The sequence below is a fragment of the Mycobacterium sp. ITM-2016-00318 genome (assembly GCF_002968285.2).
Classification (GTDB): Bacteria; Actinomycetota; Actinomycetes; order Mycobacteriales; family Mycobacteriaceae; genus Mycobacterium.
Genome location: NZ_CP134400.1, coordinates 2,101,722 through 2,118,576 on the forward strand (window position 1 = coordinate 2,101,722; position 16,855 = coordinate 2,118,576).

General features: G+C 66.3%; 19 protein-coding genes and 1 pseudogene. 11 read left to right on the top strand and 9 right to left on the bottom strand.

From position 1 onward, the window contains the following. The first annotated feature begins 15 nt into the window (after window positions 1-15). Window positions 16-1,431, top strand: a complete 1,416-nt coding sequence (locus C6A82_RS10160) for an amidase (protein WP_105347418.1) — start codon at window positions 16-18, stop codon at window positions 1,429-1,431. On the opposite strand, the gene C6A82_RS10165 is transcribed toward C6A82_RS10160, so the two are convergent. Beyond that, window positions 1,428-1,868, bottom strand: a complete 441-nt coding sequence (locus tag C6A82_RS10165) for a MarR family winged helix-turn-helix transcriptional regulator (protein WP_105347420.1) — start codon at window positions 1,866-1,868, stop codon at window positions 1,428-1,430. The genes C6A82_RS10160 and C6A82_RS10165 overlap by 4 nt on opposite strands. 36 nt (window positions 1,869-1,904) lie before the next feature. Here C6A82_RS10165 and C6A82_RS10170 point away from each other — a divergent pair, with 36 nt between their 5' ends. The 4 genes from C6A82_RS10170 (at window position 1,905) to C6A82_RS10185 (ending at window position 4,911) form a co-directional block, all read left to right on the top strand. Beyond that, window positions 1,905-2,594 (top strand): class I SAM-dependent methyltransferase, encoded by a 690-nt coding sequence (locus C6A82_RS10170; RefSeq protein ID WP_199193896.1) that lies wholly within the window; start codon window positions 1,905-1,907, stop codon window positions 2,592-2,594. A gap of 117 nt (window positions 2,595-2,711) precedes the next feature. Next, a complete protein-coding gene (gene pyrH, locus C6A82_RS10175; protein ID WP_105347422.1) occupies window positions 2,712-3,464 on the top strand; it encodes a UMP kinase in 753 nt (250 codons plus the stop codon). A 17-nt stretch (window positions 3,465-3,481) separates the two neighbouring features. Next, window positions 3,482-4,039 carry a ribosome recycling factor gene (frr, locus tag C6A82_RS10180; protein WP_105347424.1) on the top strand — a complete coding sequence of 186 codons (558 nt, stop codon included), beginning with the start codon at window positions 3,482-3,484 and terminating at the stop codon, window positions 4,037-4,039. Next, window positions 4,039-4,911 (top strand): phosphatidate cytidylyltransferase, encoded by an 873-nt coding sequence (locus C6A82_RS10185; protein ID WP_105347426.1) that lies wholly within the window; start codon window positions 4,039-4,041, stop codon window positions 4,909-4,911. The genes frr and C6A82_RS10185 overlap by 1 nt, the downstream gene beginning before the upstream one ends. A 101-nt stretch (window positions 4,912-5,012) precedes the next feature. On the opposite strand, the gene C6A82_RS10190 is transcribed toward C6A82_RS10185, so the two are convergent. Next, window positions 5,013-6,515, bottom strand: coding sequence for an HNH endonuclease signature motif containing protein (locus tag C6A82_RS10190; RefSeq protein WP_105347428.1), 1,503 nt, complete (start codon window positions 6,513-6,515; stop codon window positions 5,013-5,015). Window positions 6,516-6,596: 81 nt separating this feature from the next. Here C6A82_RS10190 and C6A82_RS10195 point away from each other — a divergent pair, with 81 nt between their 5' ends. Then, window positions 6,597-7,589 (top strand): LLM class flavin-dependent oxidoreductase, encoded by a 993-nt coding sequence (locus C6A82_RS10195; RefSeq protein ID WP_105347429.1) that lies wholly within the window; start codon window positions 6,597-6,599, stop codon window positions 7,587-7,589. Here the strand turns inward: C6A82_RS10195 and C6A82_RS10200 are convergent. After that, window positions 7,517-7,771, bottom strand: a pseudogene (locus C6A82_RS10200) (EamA family transporter); the annotation flags it as partial. The gene C6A82_RS10195 and the pseudogene C6A82_RS10200 sit on opposite strands and share 73 nt — an antisense overlap. Before the next feature lie 46 nt (window positions 7,772-7,817). On the opposite strand from C6A82_RS10200, the gene rlmN reads away from it, so the two are divergent. Next, window positions 7,818-8,933 (top strand): 23S rRNA (adenine(2503)-C(2))-methyltransferase RlmN, encoded by a 1,116-nt coding sequence (rlmN, locus tag C6A82_RS10205; protein ID WP_105347431.1) that lies wholly within the window; start codon window positions 7,818-7,820, stop codon window positions 8,931-8,933. Here rlmN and C6A82_RS10210 read toward each other — a convergent pair. Genes C6A82_RS10210 through C6A82_RS10220 form a run of 3 tightly spaced genes read right to left on the bottom strand, consistent with a single transcriptional unit; the run spans window position 8,924 to window position 11,008 of the window. Next, window positions 8,924-9,355, bottom strand: coding sequence for a nuclear transport factor 2 family protein (locus tag C6A82_RS10210; RefSeq protein ID WP_105347432.1), 432 nt, complete (start codon window positions 9,353-9,355; stop codon window positions 8,924-8,926). The genes rlmN and C6A82_RS10210 overlap by 10 nt on opposite strands. After that, entirely contained in the window at window positions 9,355-9,912 is a 558-nt protein-coding gene (locus tag C6A82_RS10215) for a TetR/AcrR family transcriptional regulator (protein WP_105347434.1), read from the bottom strand. The genes C6A82_RS10210 and C6A82_RS10215 overlap by 1 nt, the downstream gene beginning before the upstream one ends. Window positions 9,913-9,955: 43 nt before the next feature. Further along, window positions 9,956-11,008, bottom strand: a complete 1,053-nt coding sequence (locus C6A82_RS10220) for a phosphotransferase (protein WP_105347460.1) — start codon at window positions 11,006-11,008, stop codon at window positions 9,956-9,958. A gap of 145 nt (window positions 11,009-11,153) precedes the next feature. On the opposite strand from C6A82_RS10220, the gene C6A82_RS10225 reads away from it, so the two are divergent. After that, the gene (locus tag C6A82_RS10225) at window positions 11,154-12,314 is read left to right on the top strand and encodes a CoA transferase (RefSeq protein ID WP_105347435.1); all 1,161 of its coding nucleotides are present in this window, start codon (window positions 11,154-11,156) and stop codon (window positions 12,312-12,314) included. Here C6A82_RS10225 and C6A82_RS10230 read toward each other — a convergent pair. Next, window positions 12,295-12,831 carry a TetR/AcrR family transcriptional regulator gene (locus C6A82_RS10230; protein ID WP_105347462.1) on the bottom strand — a complete coding sequence of 179 codons (537 nt, stop codon included), beginning with the start codon at window positions 12,829-12,831 and terminating at the stop codon, window positions 12,295-12,297. The genes C6A82_RS10225 and C6A82_RS10230 overlap by 20 nt on opposite strands. 79 nt (window positions 12,832-12,910) lie before the next feature. Here C6A82_RS10230 and C6A82_RS10235 point away from each other — a divergent pair, with 79 nt between their 5' ends. After that, window positions 12,911-13,102, top strand: a complete 192-nt coding sequence (locus tag C6A82_RS10235) for a ferredoxin (protein ID WP_105347437.1) — start codon at window positions 12,911-12,913, stop codon at window positions 13,100-13,102. Between the two features lie 70 nt (window positions 13,103-13,172). On the opposite strand, the gene C6A82_RS10240 is transcribed toward C6A82_RS10235, so the two are convergent. Together C6A82_RS10240 and C6A82_RS10245 are read right to left on the bottom strand one after the other, a co-directional pair. Next, a complete protein-coding gene (locus C6A82_RS10240) occupies window positions 13,173-13,988 on the bottom strand; it encodes a thioesterase family protein (RefSeq protein WP_105347438.1) in 816 nt (271 codons plus the stop codon). Next, complete coding sequence (locus tag C6A82_RS10245; RefSeq protein WP_105347440.1) at window positions 13,985-14,803, bottom strand: SMP-30/gluconolactonase/LRE family protein; 819 nt, start codon at window positions 14,801-14,803, stop codon at window positions 13,985-13,987. Before C6A82_RS10245 ends, C6A82_RS10240 begins: the two co-directional genes overlap by 4 nt. A 75-nt stretch (window positions 14,804-14,878) precedes the next feature. On the opposite strand from C6A82_RS10245, the gene C6A82_RS10250 reads away from it, so the two are divergent. Both C6A82_RS10250 and C6A82_RS10255 read left to right on the top strand, forming a co-directional pair. Further along, window positions 14,879-15,616 carry an NIPSNAP family protein gene (locus tag C6A82_RS10250; RefSeq protein ID WP_105347463.1) on the top strand — a complete coding sequence of 246 codons (738 nt, stop codon included), beginning with the start codon at window positions 14,879-14,881 and terminating at the stop codon, window positions 15,614-15,616. Beyond that, complete coding sequence (locus C6A82_RS10255) at window positions 15,613-16,854, top strand: cytochrome P450 (RefSeq protein ID WP_105347441.1); 1,242 nt, start codon at window positions 15,613-15,615, stop codon at window positions 16,852-16,854. The genes C6A82_RS10250 and C6A82_RS10255 overlap by 4 nt, the downstream gene beginning before the upstream one ends. The last annotated feature ends 1 nt before the right edge of the window (window position 16,855 follow it).

A 16,855-nucleotide genomic window follows, 5' to 3' on the forward strand; every position in this document is an offset into this window, starting at 1 on the left:
TGGTAGGTTCGCCATGTGAATCGCATCAGCGCCTTCGATTTCGGTGACGATGCCCTCGGAGACCTCGACGCGGTCGCTTTGGTCGAGGCGCTGAGCGCGGGCAAGGTCACCGCGTCGGAACTCGTCGAGGCCGCGATCGCGCGCACCGAGGCGGTGAATCCGGATCTCAACGGCCTGGCGTACGAGGCCTTCGACCGCGCGCGCCAACGTGCGAGGCAGTCGCGCCCGTACGGCGGCTACTTCGACGGCATCCCGACTTTCTTCAAGGACAACGTGGACGTCGCCGGAATGCCGACGATGCAGGGGACCGATGCGTGGGATCCGAGGCCCGCGAAGGCCGACGGCCGGTTCGCGCGTCTCTTCCTGTCCACCGGCCTTGTGCCGCTCGGTAAGACGCAGATGTCGGAGTTCGGTTTCAGCGGTTCTGCGGAACATCCACGGATCGGTCCTGTCCGCAATCCGTGGAATCCCGAGCGCACTGCGGGAGCGTCGTCATCGGGGGCGGGCGCGTTCGTCGCCGCAGGCGTGGTGCCGATCGCACACGCCAACGACGGCGGCGGGTCGATCCGGATACCGGCTGCCGTCAACGGATTGGTCGGCCTCAAGCCGACCCGCGGCAGGCTTCCGCTCGACGAGCAGGCCGCCCGCATGCCACTGCAGCTCGTCGCGAACGGCGTATTGACCCGGTCGGTGCGCGACACCGCGGCGTTCTTTCGTGAAGCCGAGCGGGTGTACCGCAACCCGAAGCTGCCGCCGATCGGAGACGTCAGCCGACCGGGCAAGCAGCGGCTGCGCATCGCGTTCTGTACGAAGTCCATTGTGCGACAAGTCAGCCCGGAGATGCGCGAACTGACTTTGAAGGCCGCGGCGCTGCTCGAGGAACTCGGCCACAAGGTGACCGAGATCGACAATCCGGTGCCGGCCCGCTTCAAGGACGACTTCCTGCTGTACTGGCAGTTCCTCGCATTCGCCATCGTGCGCGGCGGGCGCCGGATGATCGGCCCGAGTTTCGACCGGGCGAAGCTGGACAGTCTGACCCTCGGCCTTGATGCGGGTGCGGCGCGCAATCTGTACAAGCTTCCCGCGGCGATCGCGCGGCTGTCGGCTTCGCGACGGATCACCGCCCGCCTGTCGGCCAGCTATGACGCCGTGCTCATGCCGACGCTGGCCGAAGAGACGCCGCGCATCGGACACCTCGATCCCACCGCACCCTACGAGCAGGTGATGGATCGGCTCATCGACTGGGTGGCGTTCACCCCGCTGCAGAACGCCACCGGCGACCCGGCGATCTCGCTGCCGCTGGCGGAGTCGGCAGCGGGCATGCCGGTCGGCATGATGTTCTCGACGATCAGGGGCCGCGAGGCGCGCCTGCTCGAGCTCGCCTACGAACTGGAAGAGGCGCGGCCGTGGCCGCGTATCCAGGCGCCTTAGCCGGAATCCGAGCCCAGGATCATCAGCATCCGCCTGAACTCGCGGCGCTGCTCGCTGGTCAGACCGGCCATCAACCGGCGCTCGGCGGCCTTGACGCCGGCATCGGTCTTCTCGAGCAGCGCGCGGCCCTCGCGCGTCAAGTGGGCGGGAAGCGACCGGCCCGACGACACGCTTGCCGGCCTGGTGACCAGACCGCGGTCCTCCAGCCCCCGCAGCACCATGTTCATCGCCTGCGGTGACACGTTGGTGTCGCGCGCAAGCTCGGCATTAGAGCGGTCCGGGAAGCGGTCGAGTATTCGCATGCAGATGTACTGGGGGAAGGCCAAACCCAGCGGTTCCAGAACGGCTGTGGTCACCTCGGAGCGCAGCGCGTTGGCCACCCTGTGCAGCAGGTAACCGAGCGGCTGCTCTTCCAGGAACTCACTCATATCAAGCATATTGACATGTATCAACCTACTTGATAGACCAGGGGTATGACCACGCAACCAGAACAAGAGATGTTCGAATCGGCCTACCGCGGAGAATCCGAGGAGTTCAAGGGCTTCCGTCCGCCGTGGAGCATCGGCGAGCCACAGCCCGAGATTCAGGCGCTGATCGATGCAGGCAAGGTTCACGGGGATGTTCTCGACGCGGGCTGCGGCGAGGCCGCTACCGCGCTGCACCTGGCGGAGAAGGGCTTCACCACGGTCGGCCTCGACGCCGCGGAGACCGCGATCAAGCTCGCCAAGGAGGAAGCCGCCAAGCGTGGGCTCACCAAGGCCAGCTTTGAGGTCGCCGACATCAGCAACTTCACCGGCTACGACGGCCGGTTCCGCACGATCATTGATTCCACGCTGTTCCACTCGATGCCCCTCGAACTGCGCGAGGGCTACCAGCAGTCCATCGTGCGGGCCGCGGCCCCTGGCGCGTCTTACTACGTGCTGGTGTTCGACGCTGCGGGGATGCCTGCGGATTCGCCGGTCAACGCGGTGACCTCAGACGAGCTGCGCGACGTGGTGTCCAAGTACTGGGAGATCGACGAGATCCGGCCCGCTCGCATCCACGCGTATGTGCCCGAGGAGCACGCCGGATTCCTCCAAGCGTTCGGCGGCGTCGACGTCCGCGACGAGCCGAACAGCCGCAAGTCGGTGGGCGCCTGGCTGCTCTCGGCGCATCTCCGCTAACCGCTCCGGCACTGACCCCATAGCGGCTGTGTGGCCGCTATGAGGCAGGATTAGGGCTGGCCGTCCCGGCGAGCTCCGGGATGGCGATCTCATGCGAGGGCCGGGTGAAGGAGTCGGATGGCGGAGCCCACGACCACCAACGGCGTCGCACCCCCGATTCGGCCGATGTATTCGCGAGTGCTGCTCAAGCTCGGTGGCGAGATGTTCGGCGGCGGCGAGGTGGGCCTCGATCCCGATGTGGTGGCCCAGGTGGCCCGCCAGATCGCCGAGGTGGTCCGCAGTGGGGCGCAGGTCGCCGTCGTGATCGGCGGAGGCAACTTCTTCCGTGGCGCCCAATTGCAGCAGCGCGGAATGGAGCGCACCCGCTCGGACTACATGGGCATGCTCGGCACCGTGATGAACAGCCTTGCGCTGCAAGATTTTCTGGAACGCGAAGGCATTGCTACCCGCGTGCAGACGGCCATCGCCATGGGGCAGGTCGCCGAGCCCTATATCCCGCTGCGCGCCGTTCGTCACCTGGAGAAGGGGCGCGTTGTCATCTTCGGCGCCGGTATGGGGCTGCCGTATTTCTCCACCGACACCACCGCCGCACAGCGGGCACTGGAGATCGGCGCCGAGGTGGTGCTGATGGCCAAGGCGGTCGACGGGGTCTTCACCGACGATCCGAGATCCAACCCCGACGCCGAACTGCTCACCGCGATCTCCCACCGCGAGGTCATCGACAGGGGCCTGCGGGTCGCCGACGCCACGGCGTTCAGCCTCTGCATGGACAACCGCATGCCCATCCTCGTGTTCAACCTTCTTGTCGACGGCAATATCGCGCGAGCGGTCGCAGGTGAGAAGATTGGGACACTGGTCACCACCGACTGACCCGAAATGGAGCATTCGTGATCGACGAAACCCTCTTCGATGCCGAAGAGAAGATGGAGAAGGCGGTGTCCGTCGCACGCGACGACCTGTCATCCATCCGCACCGGTCGGGCCAACCCGGGCATGTTCTCCCGCCTCTCGATCGACTATTACGGCTCGTCGACCCCGATCACCCAGCTGTCCAGCATCAACGTGCCGGAGGCCCGGCTGGTCGTCATCAAGCCGTACGAGCAGTCACAGTTGAAGGCCATCGAGGACTCCATTCGCAACTCCGACCTCGGCGTCAACCCGTCCAACGACGGCAATGTGATCCGCGTCGCGATCCCGCAGCTGACCGAGGAGCGTCGGCGCGAGCTGGTGAAGCAGGCCAAGGCCAAGGGTGAGGACGCCAGGGTGTCGGTGCGCAACATCCGCCGCAAGGCGATGGAGGAACTGCACCGCATAAAGAAGGATGGCGAGGCGGGCGAGGACGAGGTCAAACACGCCGAGAAGGAACTCGACAAGACGACCCATACCTACACCAGCCAGATCGACGAACTGGTCAAGCACAAAGAAGGCGAACTGCTGGAGGTCTGATGGCCGAACAGCAAGCCGATCCCGTGTCCGACACCCCGGTCGAAGAACCGCAGAAGAAATCGCGGGCAGGACGAAACCTGCCTGCCGCGATCGGCGTCGGCGTCCTGCTCGGCGCGATGGCGATCGGCGTCCTGCTGTTCTGGCCGATCGGTTGGCTTCTGGTGCTGACCGTCTTCATCCCCGTAGCCGTCAACGAGGTGATTCGACGGCTGCGCGAAGCCGGCTACGCGTTGCCCGTCATCCCGCTGCTGCTCGGCAGCGTGGCGATGATCTGGCTGACGTACTACGGCCCGACCGGTCTGCTTGGCGCCTACGGCGGCACGATCGTCGTCTGCATGGTGTGGCGTCTCGTGGGCCATGGAATCCGGGAAGCGCCAGTCAACTACCTGCGCGACATGGCCGCCACAGTGCTGCTGGCGACGTGGGTGCCGCTGTTCGCGAGCTTCAGCGCGCTGCTGATCTTCCAGGACCACGGTGGCGCTCGGACGTTCACCGTGATTGTGACCGTGGTGTTCGCCGACATCGGCGGGTACATCGCGGGAGTGTTGTTCGGCAAGCACCTGATGGTGCCTGCGATCAGCCCGAAGAAGTCGTGGGAGGGGCTGGGCGGTTCGCTCCTCTTCGGCATCACCGCGGCGGTGCTGTCGGTGGCGTTCCTGTTGGACAGGCCCGCATGGGTCGGCGTGCCGCTCGGACTGTTCCTCGTCATCACCGGTGTGCTCGGCGATCTCGTCGAATCCCAGGTCAAGCGCGATCTCGGTATCAAGGACATGGGCACGGTGCTTCCCGGCCACGGCGGCATCATGGACCGCATCGACGCGATGTTGCCGTCGGCGGCGGCCGGCTGGATCGTGTTGACTCTGCTGGCATAGCCGCGCAGGGTCCACGGTGTGATCGCTGATCGCGACCTCAAACACCCTGTCGGTCGTTAAGTTTCGGCTTCGCAGTCAGGTTTCGACTGGCGGTGCGGGATTCATGCTGCTTGATCGTTGGGTGGTTCGGGCCCACCGGGTGCCTCGCTGGTACCCAGATCCCACGGGGCGAAGTCGGTGTCGTTGCGTCGGTTCGGTTCTGGTGATTTCTGTTCGGGTGGCGCCTCGTCGTCGGGCGGTCTGAGGAGTGCTTCGGGGCGGTGAAGGTAGTTGATTCTGGTTTGGCCGTGGTCGAGGTCGGGCGGGGGGTGCCATTCGCATTCGCCGCGGGTGTTGATGGTGGTCTGCCAGCCGCCGTCGCTGTCGGCGAGACGGTTGTCGGTTCCGCAGGCCAGGGTCATGTCGTCGACGTTGGTGTTGCCGCCCTGGGCCCAATCTTGCGAGGCGTGGTGGGCTTGGCAGCCGTAGGCGCTGACGGTGCAGCAGGGTTTGGTGCATCCGCCGTCGCGGGCGATGAGCATGATCCGTTGAGCGGGGGACGCGACGCGTTTGGTGCGATAGAGCGCCAGTGCTTGACCGGTCGCACCGTTGAACACGGCAAGGTTGTGGTGGGCGTGCGCGCCCATGCGGATGACGTCGGCGATGGGCAGTTTGGTGCCGCCACCGGTGATACCGATGCCTGCGCGGCTTTCCAGGTCCTGCAGGGTGGTGCGGATGATGACGGTGACCGGGAGCCCGTTGAGGTGGCCCAGTTCACCGCTCATCAAGGCGATGCGGCCGACCGCCAGCATCGCGTCGTGTTGGCGTTGTTCGAGGGTGCGGTGGTCGTTGTCGATCTGGGCCTGCGACGGGGTGCCCGAGGTGCACGGCTGCTCATCGGCGGGATTGCACATCCCGGGGGCGGCGTACTTGGCGAAGATGACCTCCCACACCGCCCACGCCTCGGGTGTCAGATCGGCGGTCAGCGGTGTCATCGCGTCCCGGCCTTGTCGGCCCGCCGAGAGCCTGCGTTTGCGCTCACGCTCTGCGTCATCGGGTTCGGGGCCGTCCTGATCAAGAAGGAACAACCGCAGCGCTGCGGTCTCGCGCAACTCCTTGGGGCCGACGCCGGCCGCAACCCGGACCAGGTCCACCTCGAACTGCGCCGTGGTGATCGTGTCGACCCACGACGGCAGGCGCTTGATGGCGTCGCGGATCGTGGAGACGTGCTCGCCGGTGATCAGCCCCGCTGACTGAGCGGCCGCGACCGCGGGCAGCACCGGCGCCAAGGGCTGCCCCAGCAGGCTTTTCCGGGCTCCCAGTTCGGCCGCCTCATGCAGGCGCCGTGACGCTTCTGCCGAGGAGAGGCGCCAGCGGATGCGCAACACCTCGTTCCATGATTTGGCGCCCATCTGCTTGGGCGTGGTCTCCGCCTGCAGCCGAGTCAGCAGCCGATGGGACTGAGTGGGCGCTTGGCATGTCAGTGTCTCGAAATCGTCGATGACCGCGAGCAACTCGGTGCGATTCAACGCGTCGAGGTCGCAGGCGGCGAAGGCGTCGTAGGCGGCGCGCAGGTTCGCCATCGCCTCTCGTACCGCAGCCGCTGACATAGTTCGAACATACATTCGACTGCCGACACATCCAGTAACTCAAGCTGCGGTCGTGACTTGATCGAGGCCCGGAGCGCGCCGGTAGGTTTTACGCGCATGAAGCTTTCGTGCGCCTTGGTCACCACCGTCGACTCGCCGGAACTGATCGCCGAGGCGGAACGGCTCGGCTACCACCGGGCGTGGCTGTACGACTCGCCCGCGATCACCTCAGACGTGTGGATGGCGCTGGCGCTGGCGGCGCAGCGGACGTCGACGATCGGCCTCGGACCGGGAGTGCTGGTACCGAGCCTGCGCCACCCCATGACGAATGCGGCCGCCATCGCCACCCTCGCCGCGCTTGCGCCCAGCCGGGTCGCGGTCGCTCTCGGGTCAGGCTTCACCGGCCGCTACATTCTCGGAAAACGGCCGCTCCCATGGGCATTCGTCGAGCGGTACGTGACCGCGCTGCGGGCGTTGCTACGCGGTGACACCGTGCAGTGGGAAGACGCCCCGATCCGCATGCTGCACACCGAGGGGTTCGTCGCCGACCGTCCCGTCGAGGTCGAGGTGCTCATCGGAGCCGACGGCCCCAAAGGCACCGCGGTCGCCGAACGGGTGGCCGACGGGGTCTTCGCCGCGGGCGTGCCGAACCCGGCGGCAGCGGGCAGACCCTATTCGCTGCTGCAGTTCGGCACGGTGCTCGACGACGGCGAAGACTGCCACAGTGAGCGCGTACTGCAGCGCGCCGGGCACGGCCTTGCCGTGGTGTTTCACGCCCTGTTCGAACGCAACGGGCCCGACGCCGTTCGCGCGCTACCCGGCGGCAAGGAATGGGTGCGGGCCATCGAGGCGATTCCACCCGCCGAACGTCACCTCGTCACCCATGAAGGTCATCTCGTCCGGCTAACCGCTGTGGACACCGAGGCGGTCGCGCTGGCGGCCGACCTGCTTCCGCAGTTCACTTTCAGCGGGACGGCCGGCCAACTCCGGGCACGCGTCGCCGAATACGAGGCGGGCGGCGTGACCGAGCTCGTCTATCAGCCCGCAGGCCCCGATATCGCAGGAGAACTCGGCCGCATGATGGCCGCCGTCGGTGACCCTTCGTCCTGACGCTGTTTACGGGACACGCGAGCGTTCAGCCAACACGCCGCCGCGCCGACGCCCAGCCCGACGGCGATTCCAATGTCCGGCCGTTGACCGAGCATCAGCCAGGAGAGCACCCCGGCAACGGCGGGAATCACCGCGAACAGCATCGCCACCGCCGCCGCGCCGTAATTGCCGATCGCGCGCACGCCAATCAATTTCCGCCAGCTGTGGATGGGATACTGACAAAAGCCCATGCCAACCTCTCTGCCGCTGATTTTCGATCCGCCGCGACGCTCGATGCCGCCGCGCCACTTCGCCGACTTCGACGAGGCCGGTCGCGTCGACGCCGTCGCTGAGCTCGGCCTGCCGAAGTTCCGTGCCAAACAGCTGGCCAACCAGTATTACGGCCGGTTCATTGCCGACCCGCGCGACATGACCGACCTGCCCGCCGCGGCGCGTGAACAGGTGGCCGAGGCGTTGTTCCCCCGGTTGCTCGACGCCGCGCAGGAGATCGAATGCGATGCGGGGGAGACCCGCAAGATGCTGTGGCGCGCGGTGGACGGCACGACGTTCGAGTCGGTGCTGATGCGCTACCCACAGCGCAACACGGTGTGCATCTCGTCGCAGGCGGGATGTGGGATGGCGTGTCCCTTCTGCGCTACCGGGCAGGGCGGCCTCAAGCGCAATCTGTCGACGGCCGAGATCCTCGAACAGGTGCGTGCCGCCGCGGTGGAACTGCGCGACCGCGACGGCGACGGGATCGCGCGCGGCGGCCGCCTCTCGAACATCGTGTTCATGGGGATGGGTGAGCCGCTGGCCAACTACAACCGAGTGCTCGCGGCGGTTCGCCGCATCACCGCACCGCCGCCGAACGGCTTCGGCATCTCGGCGCGTTCGGTGACGGTGTCGACGGTCGGACTGGCACCGGCGATCCGCAAGCTGGCCGACGAGCGTCTCGGCGTGACACTGGCGTTGTCACTGCACGCTCCTGACGACGAGCTGCGCGACACGTTGGTGCCGGTGAACAACCGGTGGAAGGTGTCCGAAGCTCTCGACGCCGCACGGTATTACGCAGATGTGACAGGCAGACGGGTGTCGATCGAATACGCACTGATCCGCGATGTCAACGATCAACCATGGCGAGCCGATCTGCTGGGCAAACGTCTGCACGGCGCGCTGGGTCCGCTGGTGCACGTCAACTTGATTCCGCTGAACCCGACGCCGGGCAGCGAGTGGGACGCCAGTCCCAAGGCGGCCGAACGCGAGTTCGTCAGGCGCGTCCGCGAGCGCGGGGTGTCGTGCACCGTGCGAGATACCCGTGGCCGCGAAATCGCCGCCGCCTGTGGGCAATTGGCAGCTCAGAGCTGATCATCGCGCGGGGAGCCAGCCGTCCACACCATCTCCTCGCGCAGGCTTCTGCTGCGCCAGCCGTCCGGGGTGCGAACCAGGTCGTGGTGGTAATAGCCGCCGAACACGGCGGTCTCGGCAACGCCGGAGAAACGCGTCGGGTTGTAGAACATCGCGCGGACCCGCGCGGTGTCGCCGTCGATGGTCGACTCGACGTTGGTGATGTAGTGCATGCTCATCGTGACCAGTTCTGAGAACATGCCGGTCAAGAACTCGATCGCTTCGTCGACTGAGCCCACGAACACGTCAGCCGAGTAGTCGATGTGGGCGTCGTCGGTGAACACCGATCGGTACAGTTCCCAATCCTTGGTGTCGACGGCGCGCGCGTATCTGTTGAGGAGCGCGACGATCGCGAGTTCGTCGCTGACGGGTTGCGAGGCCATCAGGTGGCCGGCTTGATACCGACCGCGTGACGCAGCTGCGCAAGGAACTGGTCATCGTCGTCGCTGCGAACGATGTAGTGCGAGATCGCAACCCGGATGGCCGTCGCGGCCTTGATATCGCTGTTGGCTCCCGACAGCAGCTTCCGCAGCCGGGCCCGCATGATCGGGATGATCCGCGTCAGCTGCGTGATGACGACTTCCGGCTCGATGTCGACCAGCCGCACACCCGAGTAGGAGTGCTGATAGGAGACGATGAACCTCAGTGCCGCGTCGAGCTTGTCGGTGCCTCGCAGTCCCGCGGTGGCGCGGCCGATGCCGGTGTCGAACATCTCGCGCTCGTAGACGCCGAACGCGTGCAGCAACTCGCTCTTGTCGGCGAACCAGCGGTACAGCGTGGGACGCGATACGCCTGCCTGCAGCGCCACCTCGGAAAGGCTGAGCTTGGTCTGTCCGCTGCGGCCGAGCACCTCAGCGGTGGCCACCAGGATTCGGCGCCGGGTCGAGGTGTCTTCGGCGTCGCCCGGTGCTTCCTTGCGGTCGCGCAGCGGTTCGTTCACGTCAGGCCTCACTCGTCGGGATTCAAAGATCGTAGAGCCTGGGTCACAGTGACTTCTCCAAGAGTGCGACCGTGTCGAGGTCTTCGAGCGCGGCGACGCCTCGCCGCAGGCCCTCCATCGCGATGGCCTCGGCCTGCATACCACCCATCCCCGCGGTGATCAGCGGCGCGACGTAGGCATAGAGCGCGCCGGAGCGGTAGCGGTCCCACAACTCGTCGCGACCGAGTTCGGGGCCGCCTGCGCCTGACAGGGCTCGGCGATAGCTGTCGAGCAGTTCCCGCTGGTGCGATCGACGGTCGTCCGTCGTCATGCTCGTGACGAGTGCGTAGGCCAGTTCGCGGCCGGGGTGCCCGCGTCGCACGAACTGCCAGTCCAACAGCCCCGCCTGGCCGTTGCGGAAGTAGATGTTTCCGGGGTGGGCGTCACCGTGGGTCACGGTGTTCGGCGTCCTGTCCATGACGGCGGCGACCGCGCGGTAGTTGTCGGCGATGAACCGGCCGTGCTCGACGGGGACATCGGTCTTTTCGACGAGTCGACGCACCGACGTCTTCAACAGTGGGCCCGTCACGAGCGCCGCGGTGTCGGCCGAGATGCTGTAGATCCAGTCGGGCACCCGCTCCCAGTACGTCGCGTGCAGACGGGCCAGCAGCTCGACCACCTGGCTTACCTGATCGGGGGTGAGCGGATGAAGAGTGTCGGGGAATTCGCAGTGGTCGACGGCCAGGTCCTCGAGCACGAGCACGAAGCGGCCGGTGACCGAATCGAACTCGGAGCCGTAATAGCGCGGAACGTTGGACAGTTCCGGGGCGAGCTCTCGGTAGAACCGCGTCTCGGTCTCGGCCAGCCTGCCCAACTCGCCCATGAGACGGGTCGCCGAGGTTTCTGCTGCCATCTTGACGAACGCCGACGCCGGCACGCCGTCTCCGGTCAGGGCCAGCCTGGCGCGTGACGATGTCCCCGCATCGCCGTCGATGACCGACACCGACGTCACGGTGGTGCCCATGATCCGTGAGAGAGCTCGGGCGTCGAGATCACCGATCGTGCGGGGCAGCGAGCGCATGCGTCCGACGGTCAGGTCGGCCGCGACTCTCTGCATACCGCGACCCAGATGGGCGGCCAGCCCGATGACGGGTCCGACCCGGCCTGCTGTCTGCGGCACCGCCACCTCCTAGTCTTGGTCTGGAGCCAGGCAAGCTTTACAAACTCGCCTAGGTTTGTAAACCCCTGGAGGAGGGATCGACATGGCCGGACCTTTGGAGGGCATCCGAGTCGTCGAACTCGGCGTGTGGGTCGCGGGCCCCGCGGCGGGCGGCATCCTGGCCGACTGGGGAGCCGACGTGGTCAAGATCGAACCGCCGACGGGCGACCCGGCTCGCATGTTCGGCCGGATGCTGGGCCTCGAGGATGGCGCGAGCCCGCCGTTCGAGATGGACAACCGCGGTAAGCGCAGCGTGGCGCTCGATCTCACGACCGACGACGATCGAGGTCTCGCGCTCGAGTTGGTCGGCGGTGCCGATGTTTTCATCACCAACGTCCGGCCTGGCGCGCTTGGCCGCATCGGACTGGACTTCGAGACGGTTGCCGAACTCAACCCCCGTCTGATCTACGGGCTGATCACCGGTTACGGGACGGCCGGGCCGGACGCCGACCGCGCCGCTTACGACGTCGCAGCGTTCTGGGCGCGGGCCGGGCTGGCGCATCTGCTGACGCGCCCAGGCGACACTCCGCCCTTCCAGCGCGGCGGCATGGGGGACCACACGGCGGGAATGACGTTGGTGGCCGCGGTATCCGCCGCACTCGTCGCCCGTGCGCGCACCGGCGTCGGCCAACTGGTGTCCACCTCGCTGTACCGACAGGGCGCCTACACCGTCAGCTTCGACCTGAACACGTTCCTCATGACAGGCCACGCCATCGCGATCGGGCAGCGCGAGTCCATGGCCAACCCCTGCATGAACAACTACGCCGCGGCGGACGGCAAGCGGTTCTGGATCGTCGGCCTCGAGGTCGATCGGCACTGGGGGCCACTGTGCCGGGTCGTTCGACGCCCCGACTGGCTTGCCACCTATCCGCGACCACGCGACCGGGCGGCCAACTCGGTGGAGATCATCGGCGCGCTCGACGAGATCTTCGCGACCAGGCCACTTGACGAGTGGGCGGAACTGTTTGCGGCTGAACCGGATTTCTTCTGGTCGCCGATCAACTCGGTCGAGGATGTCATCGCCGACGAGCAGTTCCACGCCGCCGGCGGCATCGTGTATGTGCCAGACGGCGATTCCAGCGTTCCGATGGTGGCCACCCCCGCCGACTTCCACGGCACCCCGTGGGAGACCCGCTCTGCCGCGCCCGCGGTGGGCCAACACACAGAGGAAGTGCTCGCCGAGCTCAGGTCGCGGCGTGCTTGACGCCAGCGGCATGGCGTAGTTGTGCGAGGAACTGGTCGTCGTCATCGCTGCGAACCAGGTAGTGCGACACCGCGACTCGGACTGCTGTCGCCACCGCGAGCGCGGCGTCGGGCCCCTGCGCGAGACGCTCGAGGCGATCGCGCATCAGCGGGATGGCACGGGCCAGTCGCCGGATGACCTGTGCCGGTTCGATGTCGATCATCCGCAGGCCGGGATAGGACTGCTGGTACTCGACGATGACGCGCAGCGCGGCATCGAGCTTTTCGCCTGCAGGCAGTCCTGCGGTCGCGTCGGCGACGGCGCGTTCGTAGTACTTGCGTTCCCAGACCACGAAGCCGTCGAGCAGATCCCGCTTCGACGCGAACCAGCGATAGAGGGTCGGCCGTGAAACACCTGCCTGCAGCGCCACCTCTGACAGGCTCAACTTCGTCATGCCGTTGCGGCCCAGCACCTCAGCGGTCGCGGCGAGGATCCGTTGACGCGTCGAGTTGTCGTCCTCGACCGCCGCGTCCTTCATCGGCATAGCTTTACAAAAATCCAGTGAAATGTCACGCTGAGTCTGTTTCGGCAGCCGCCCACGTTCGGCAGGAGGGATCATGCGGGTCGAAGTGGACCTCGACAGGTGCACGGGACACGGCATCTGCGAATCGATCGCCGAGGACGTGTTCGAGGTGCAGGACGACGGCACGGTGCGCATCGAGGGGGATGAGCGGCCCGAGTCCGACCGCGACCGCATGCAGGGGGCCGTAACGCAGTGTCCCGCTGCGGCCCTGCGCCTGGTGGATTGATCGCGAGATAGCATTCACGGCTGTGGAATGCGCGAGATCACGACCAGGAATGCTATTTCGCGGGTAGTTACTAACGGCCGGGCATGGGGCGCATCAGCACGGACTGCTGGATCGCTCCGATGGCGCCCGCCTCGTCGAAAAGCGTGCCGATAGTGGTGCCGATACCGTCGGGGCCATAGCTGGTTTCGGCGCGAACGCCGATCCACTCCCCATCGGGAATCCGGTGCACATGCGCAACCAGATCGGTGTTCATGAACATCCACTTCCGGATGTCGAGCTTGGACCCGATCCCGTTGGCGCAGTCGGCGACCGCAAACAGCCGCTCGAGCGCGGTCATGTTCTCGCCCTTGACCAGATCGACCTCCGGCTTGATCCATGATTCGCGGGGTCCCTCGTTCAGCGGCTCGGTCAGCCATCGCCAATCTAGGCTGTGCACGTAGTTGCGATCCCAGTCCTTCTTCAGGTCGCGGCTCCACGCTTCGGCGACGGGTCGCAGCGCGGGAGCAGGGGCCTGCAGGAGGCCAGTGGTGTCGAGCTTCTGCAGCCGCCATCCGCTCGCCCTGGCGACAGGACGCGGCTGACCGTCGGGTCCTACTCCCAACATCTCGGCGCTGATCAGCTCGATCTGCTTGCCGGACCGCTCCCGCTGCGCACGCACCCAGATGTCGCCTTCGGCGGGCACGGGCCCCAACAGGTCGACCAGCACCCGGCTGAGACGGGTGTCGTCGCGCGCCTCGCAGCGTTCCAACGCGCGGGTCAACAGGGCCGAGACCGGTGCGCCGTGCTGGATCGCGGCCGTCCACGTGCTGCGCACCAGGTCGGTCGCGACGAATCTTTCGCCCTGCGGGTCGTTTTCGTCGACAAGCTCGTAGTACGAGTCACTCATGGCAGGCCGGCTCCTGGGATGTCGACGGCGGTCACATCGAGTCGCGACAGTTTCGTCCCGAGAAGCCGTTGGGGATAGGCATCGGTACTCGACAGCAGGAACAGCGTGCGGCGCTCCGGTCCACCGAGCGTGCAGGCGATCGCAGTGCGGTCACCGATGTCGATGCGATCGGTCACCGTGCCGCCCTCAATGATTCGCTCGAACTGGTGGGCCAGCGTCATCGCCGCCCATACGCCGCCTTCTGCGTCGAGCGTGATGCCGTCGGGCGGCCCGTCGAGCCCGTCGGCGAAGACCCGCCGATCCGAAAGCGATCCGTCGCCGCCGACAGCGAACGCGGTCAGACGCCTGCCGACCGACTCGGCGACGATCAGCGTCGATCCGTCCGGCGTGATGACCATCCCGTTCGGGAAGTCGAGGTCCTCTGCCACGACGCTGACAGCGTTGTCGGGGTCCACCCGCACGATGACGCCGCCTTCGAACGCCTGCGAGCCGATGTAGGCGCGGCCATGCTCATCGACGACCATGTCGCCGATGCTCGCGGGCACGATGTCGGACAGGTCGGCGACGGCGTCCACGCTCTCGCCGTCATAGCGCAGCAGTGTGCGGTTCTCGGTGGAGGCGATCAGCAGCGACCCGTCGGGCCGAAACCCCAGCCCCGACGGGGCATGTCCGACAAGGGGCAGCGTGGTCAGATCACCCTGCAGGTCGACGGTGTGCACCGCCTCGCCGAGCATGTCGGAGAACCACAGCAGCCCCTCGAACCAGCGGGGGCCCTCCCCGAAGCAGAATCCGTTCGCCAGGGGCGTGAGGCTCATCCGGTACCTTTACAAAACACGTCGTAAGTGTCACGCTCGCACCGTGTCGATGTCAAACAGGTGCTGGTCATGAACATGAAGAAGTATCACAGCCATACCCTCATGTACCTGCACGAGACCATCGATCTCGGCTCCGGGCGCAGCGAGCAGTTCACCGCCGACGAGCGCTCGCGCGAAGACATATTCACCCAGGTTTTCAGCGACGTCTACCAGCCGATGATGGAAGAGCTCGGCGCGCGGCTGTTCGCGATCTGGGGGACGACACCGTTCAACGGGCACTGGCCGCAGGTGACTGTCGTCTGGGAGATCGACGCGTTCGCCGACTATGCGCGGATCGGTCGGGCGCAGTCACGAGGCGGCAGTCACGAGGCACCGTTCGGCACGTGGCGTGCGTTCCTGTCGGAGACCGGAGCCCGCGGCGAGGGCCGCATCATGTACGCGGGCAGGAGTAACAACACGCTGGCGCAGCTGAAGGACGCGGGCTTCAGTGCTGGCCTCGTCATCCAGGAGATCATGCAGACCAAGCCTGGACGCCAGGACGACTACATCCGCGAGTTGGAGCGGCTGTATGTCCCGTGGTCGGAGAGCACCGGCAAGATGTGGCTCGGCTCGTTCATCACGACCTTCCGGTTCAACGAGGTCATTCACTACTGGGCGCTCGAGGGCGACTGGGCGTGCTTCGAAAACCACTACCCGTCTTGGAAAGACAGTCCGCCCGCCGAGATCGTCACCTGGATGAGCGTCGCGCCCGCACTTCGCGACGGATGGGAGGACTCGATCCTGCAGGCGCTACCCCCATCACCGCTGCAATGAACACGCCCGTGCGCCAACAGTTCTCATACGACCCTTTCGATCCTGCGGTGATGGCCGACCCGCTGCCGTATTACCGCATCCTGCGCGACCACCACCCGGTTTACTACATCGAGAAGTGGGACACATACGCCTTGTCGCGGTTCTCCGACATCTGGGAGGTGCTGGAGATCAACGACGGAACCTTCGTCGCATCGGAGGGGACACTGCCCGCCGCAACGGTTCTGGCTGCTCACAATGACGGCCCGGTGGCCGATCCGCCGCTGCATCCCATGCCGTTTCACGCGAACTTCGACAGCCCGATCTACGACAGCGTTCGGCGGTGCACTTCTGTTCCGTTCCGTCCGAGATCTGTCGCCAAGCTCGCCGACCGCATTCGTACGCTGGCCAACGAGCGCCTCGACGAACTGCTGCCGCGCGGAACCTTCGACCTCACCCAGGAGTACGGAGGCATTGTCGCCGCATCGGTGGTGTGCGAATTGCTCGGCCTTCCGGTCGATCTCGCCGCCGACATACTGGCCACCGTCAACGCGGGCAGCCTCGCCCAGCCCGGAAGCGGAGTCGAGGTGGCCAACGCCCGACCCGGATACCTTGAGTATCTGGTGCCGATTGTGCAGCGCAGCCGAAGCGGTGGCGGTGACGACCTCCCGATCGCCGCCAACCTCGTCGACTACCGGTTGCCTGACGGCTCCCCGTTGTCCGACATCGAGGCGGCCACCCAGATGCTCGGCGTCTTCATCGGCGGCACCGAAACCGTGCCGAAGATCGTCGCGCACGGCCTGTGGGAGTTGGGCCTGCGGTCCGACCAGATGGCCGCCGTCCGTGCTGATCTGAACGCAGGAGTACCGAAGGTGCGGGAAGAGATGATCCGCTACTGCGCGCCCGCCCAATGGTTCGCCCGCACCGTCCGCAAACCGTTCACCGTTGGCGACACCACCATCCAACCGGGTCAACGAATCATCATGCTGCTCGCTTCGGCCAACCGCGATGAGCGCGAGTACCCCGATCCGGACGCATTCATCTGGGATCGAACGATCGAGCGACTCTTGGCATTCGGCCGCGGACAGCACTTCTGTCTCGGCGTGCACCTGGCCCGGCTCGAAATCACGGTCATGGTGACCGAGTGGCTCAAACGGGTGCCCGACTTTCGGGTCCTGCGTGACTCGGCGTCGCGGCCGCCGTCGAGCTTCCAGTGGGGCTGGAACCGTGTTCCCGTCGACGTCCAGGTGGAGGGCGGCTGAG

Coding starts and splice junctions, on each gene's coding strand:
- C6A82_RS10220 (WP_105347460.1), bottom strand. CDS start 11,008: ATGCAGAGAGTCGCGGCCGACCTGACCGTCGGACGCATGCGCTCGCTG.
- C6A82_RS10210 (WP_105347432.1), bottom strand. CDS start 9,355: ATGGCCTCGCAACCCGTCAGCGACGAACTCGCGATCGTCGCGCTCCTC.
- C6A82_RS10225 (WP_105347435.1), top strand. CDS start 11,154: ATGGCCGGACCTTTGGAGGGCATCCGAGTCGTCGAACTCGGCGTGTGG.
- pyrH (WP_105347422.1), top strand. CDS start 2,712: ATGGCGGAGCCCACGACCACCAACGGCGTCGCACCCCCGATTCGGCCG.
- rlmN (WP_105347431.1), top strand. CDS start 7,818: ATGCCAACCTCTCTGCCGCTGATTTTCGATCCGCCGCGACGCTCGATG.
- C6A82_RS10230 (WP_105347462.1), bottom strand. CDS start 12,831: ATGAAGGACGCGGCGGTCGAGGACGACAACTCGACGCGTCAACGGATC.
- C6A82_RS10250 (WP_105347463.1), top strand. CDS start 14,879: ATGAAGAAGTATCACAGCCATACCCTCATGTACCTGCACGAGACCATC.
- C6A82_RS10245 (WP_105347440.1), bottom strand. CDS start 14,803: ATGAGCCTCACGCCCCTGGCGAACGGATTCTGCTTCGGGGAGGGCCCC.
- C6A82_RS10165 (WP_105347420.1), bottom strand. CDS start 1,868: ATGCTTGATATGAGTGAGTTCCTGGAAGAGCAGCCGCTCGGTTACCTG.
- C6A82_RS10240 (WP_105347438.1), bottom strand. CDS start 13,988: ATGAGTGACTCGTACTACGAGCTTGTCGACGAAAACGACCCGCAGGGC.
- C6A82_RS10255 (WP_105347441.1), top strand. CDS start 15,613: ATGAACACGCCCGTGCGCCAACAGTTCTCATACGACCCTTTCGATCCT.
- C6A82_RS10195 (WP_105347429.1), top strand. CDS start 6,597: ATGAAGCTTTCGTGCGCCTTGGTCACCACCGTCGACTCGCCGGAACTG.
- C6A82_RS10170 (WP_199193896.1), top strand. CDS start 1,905: ATGACCACGCAACCAGAACAAGAGATGTTCGAATCGGCCTACCGCGGA.
- C6A82_RS10235 (WP_105347437.1), top strand. CDS start 12,911: ATGCGGGTCGAAGTGGACCTCGACAGGTGCACGGGACACGGCATCTGC.
- C6A82_RS10190 (WP_105347428.1), bottom strand. CDS start 6,515: ATGTATGTTCGAACTATGTCAGCGGCTGCGGTACGAGAGGCGATGGCG.
- C6A82_RS10185 (WP_105347426.1), top strand. CDS start 4,039: ATGGCCGAACAGCAAGCCGATCCCGTGTCCGACACCCCGGTCGAAGAA.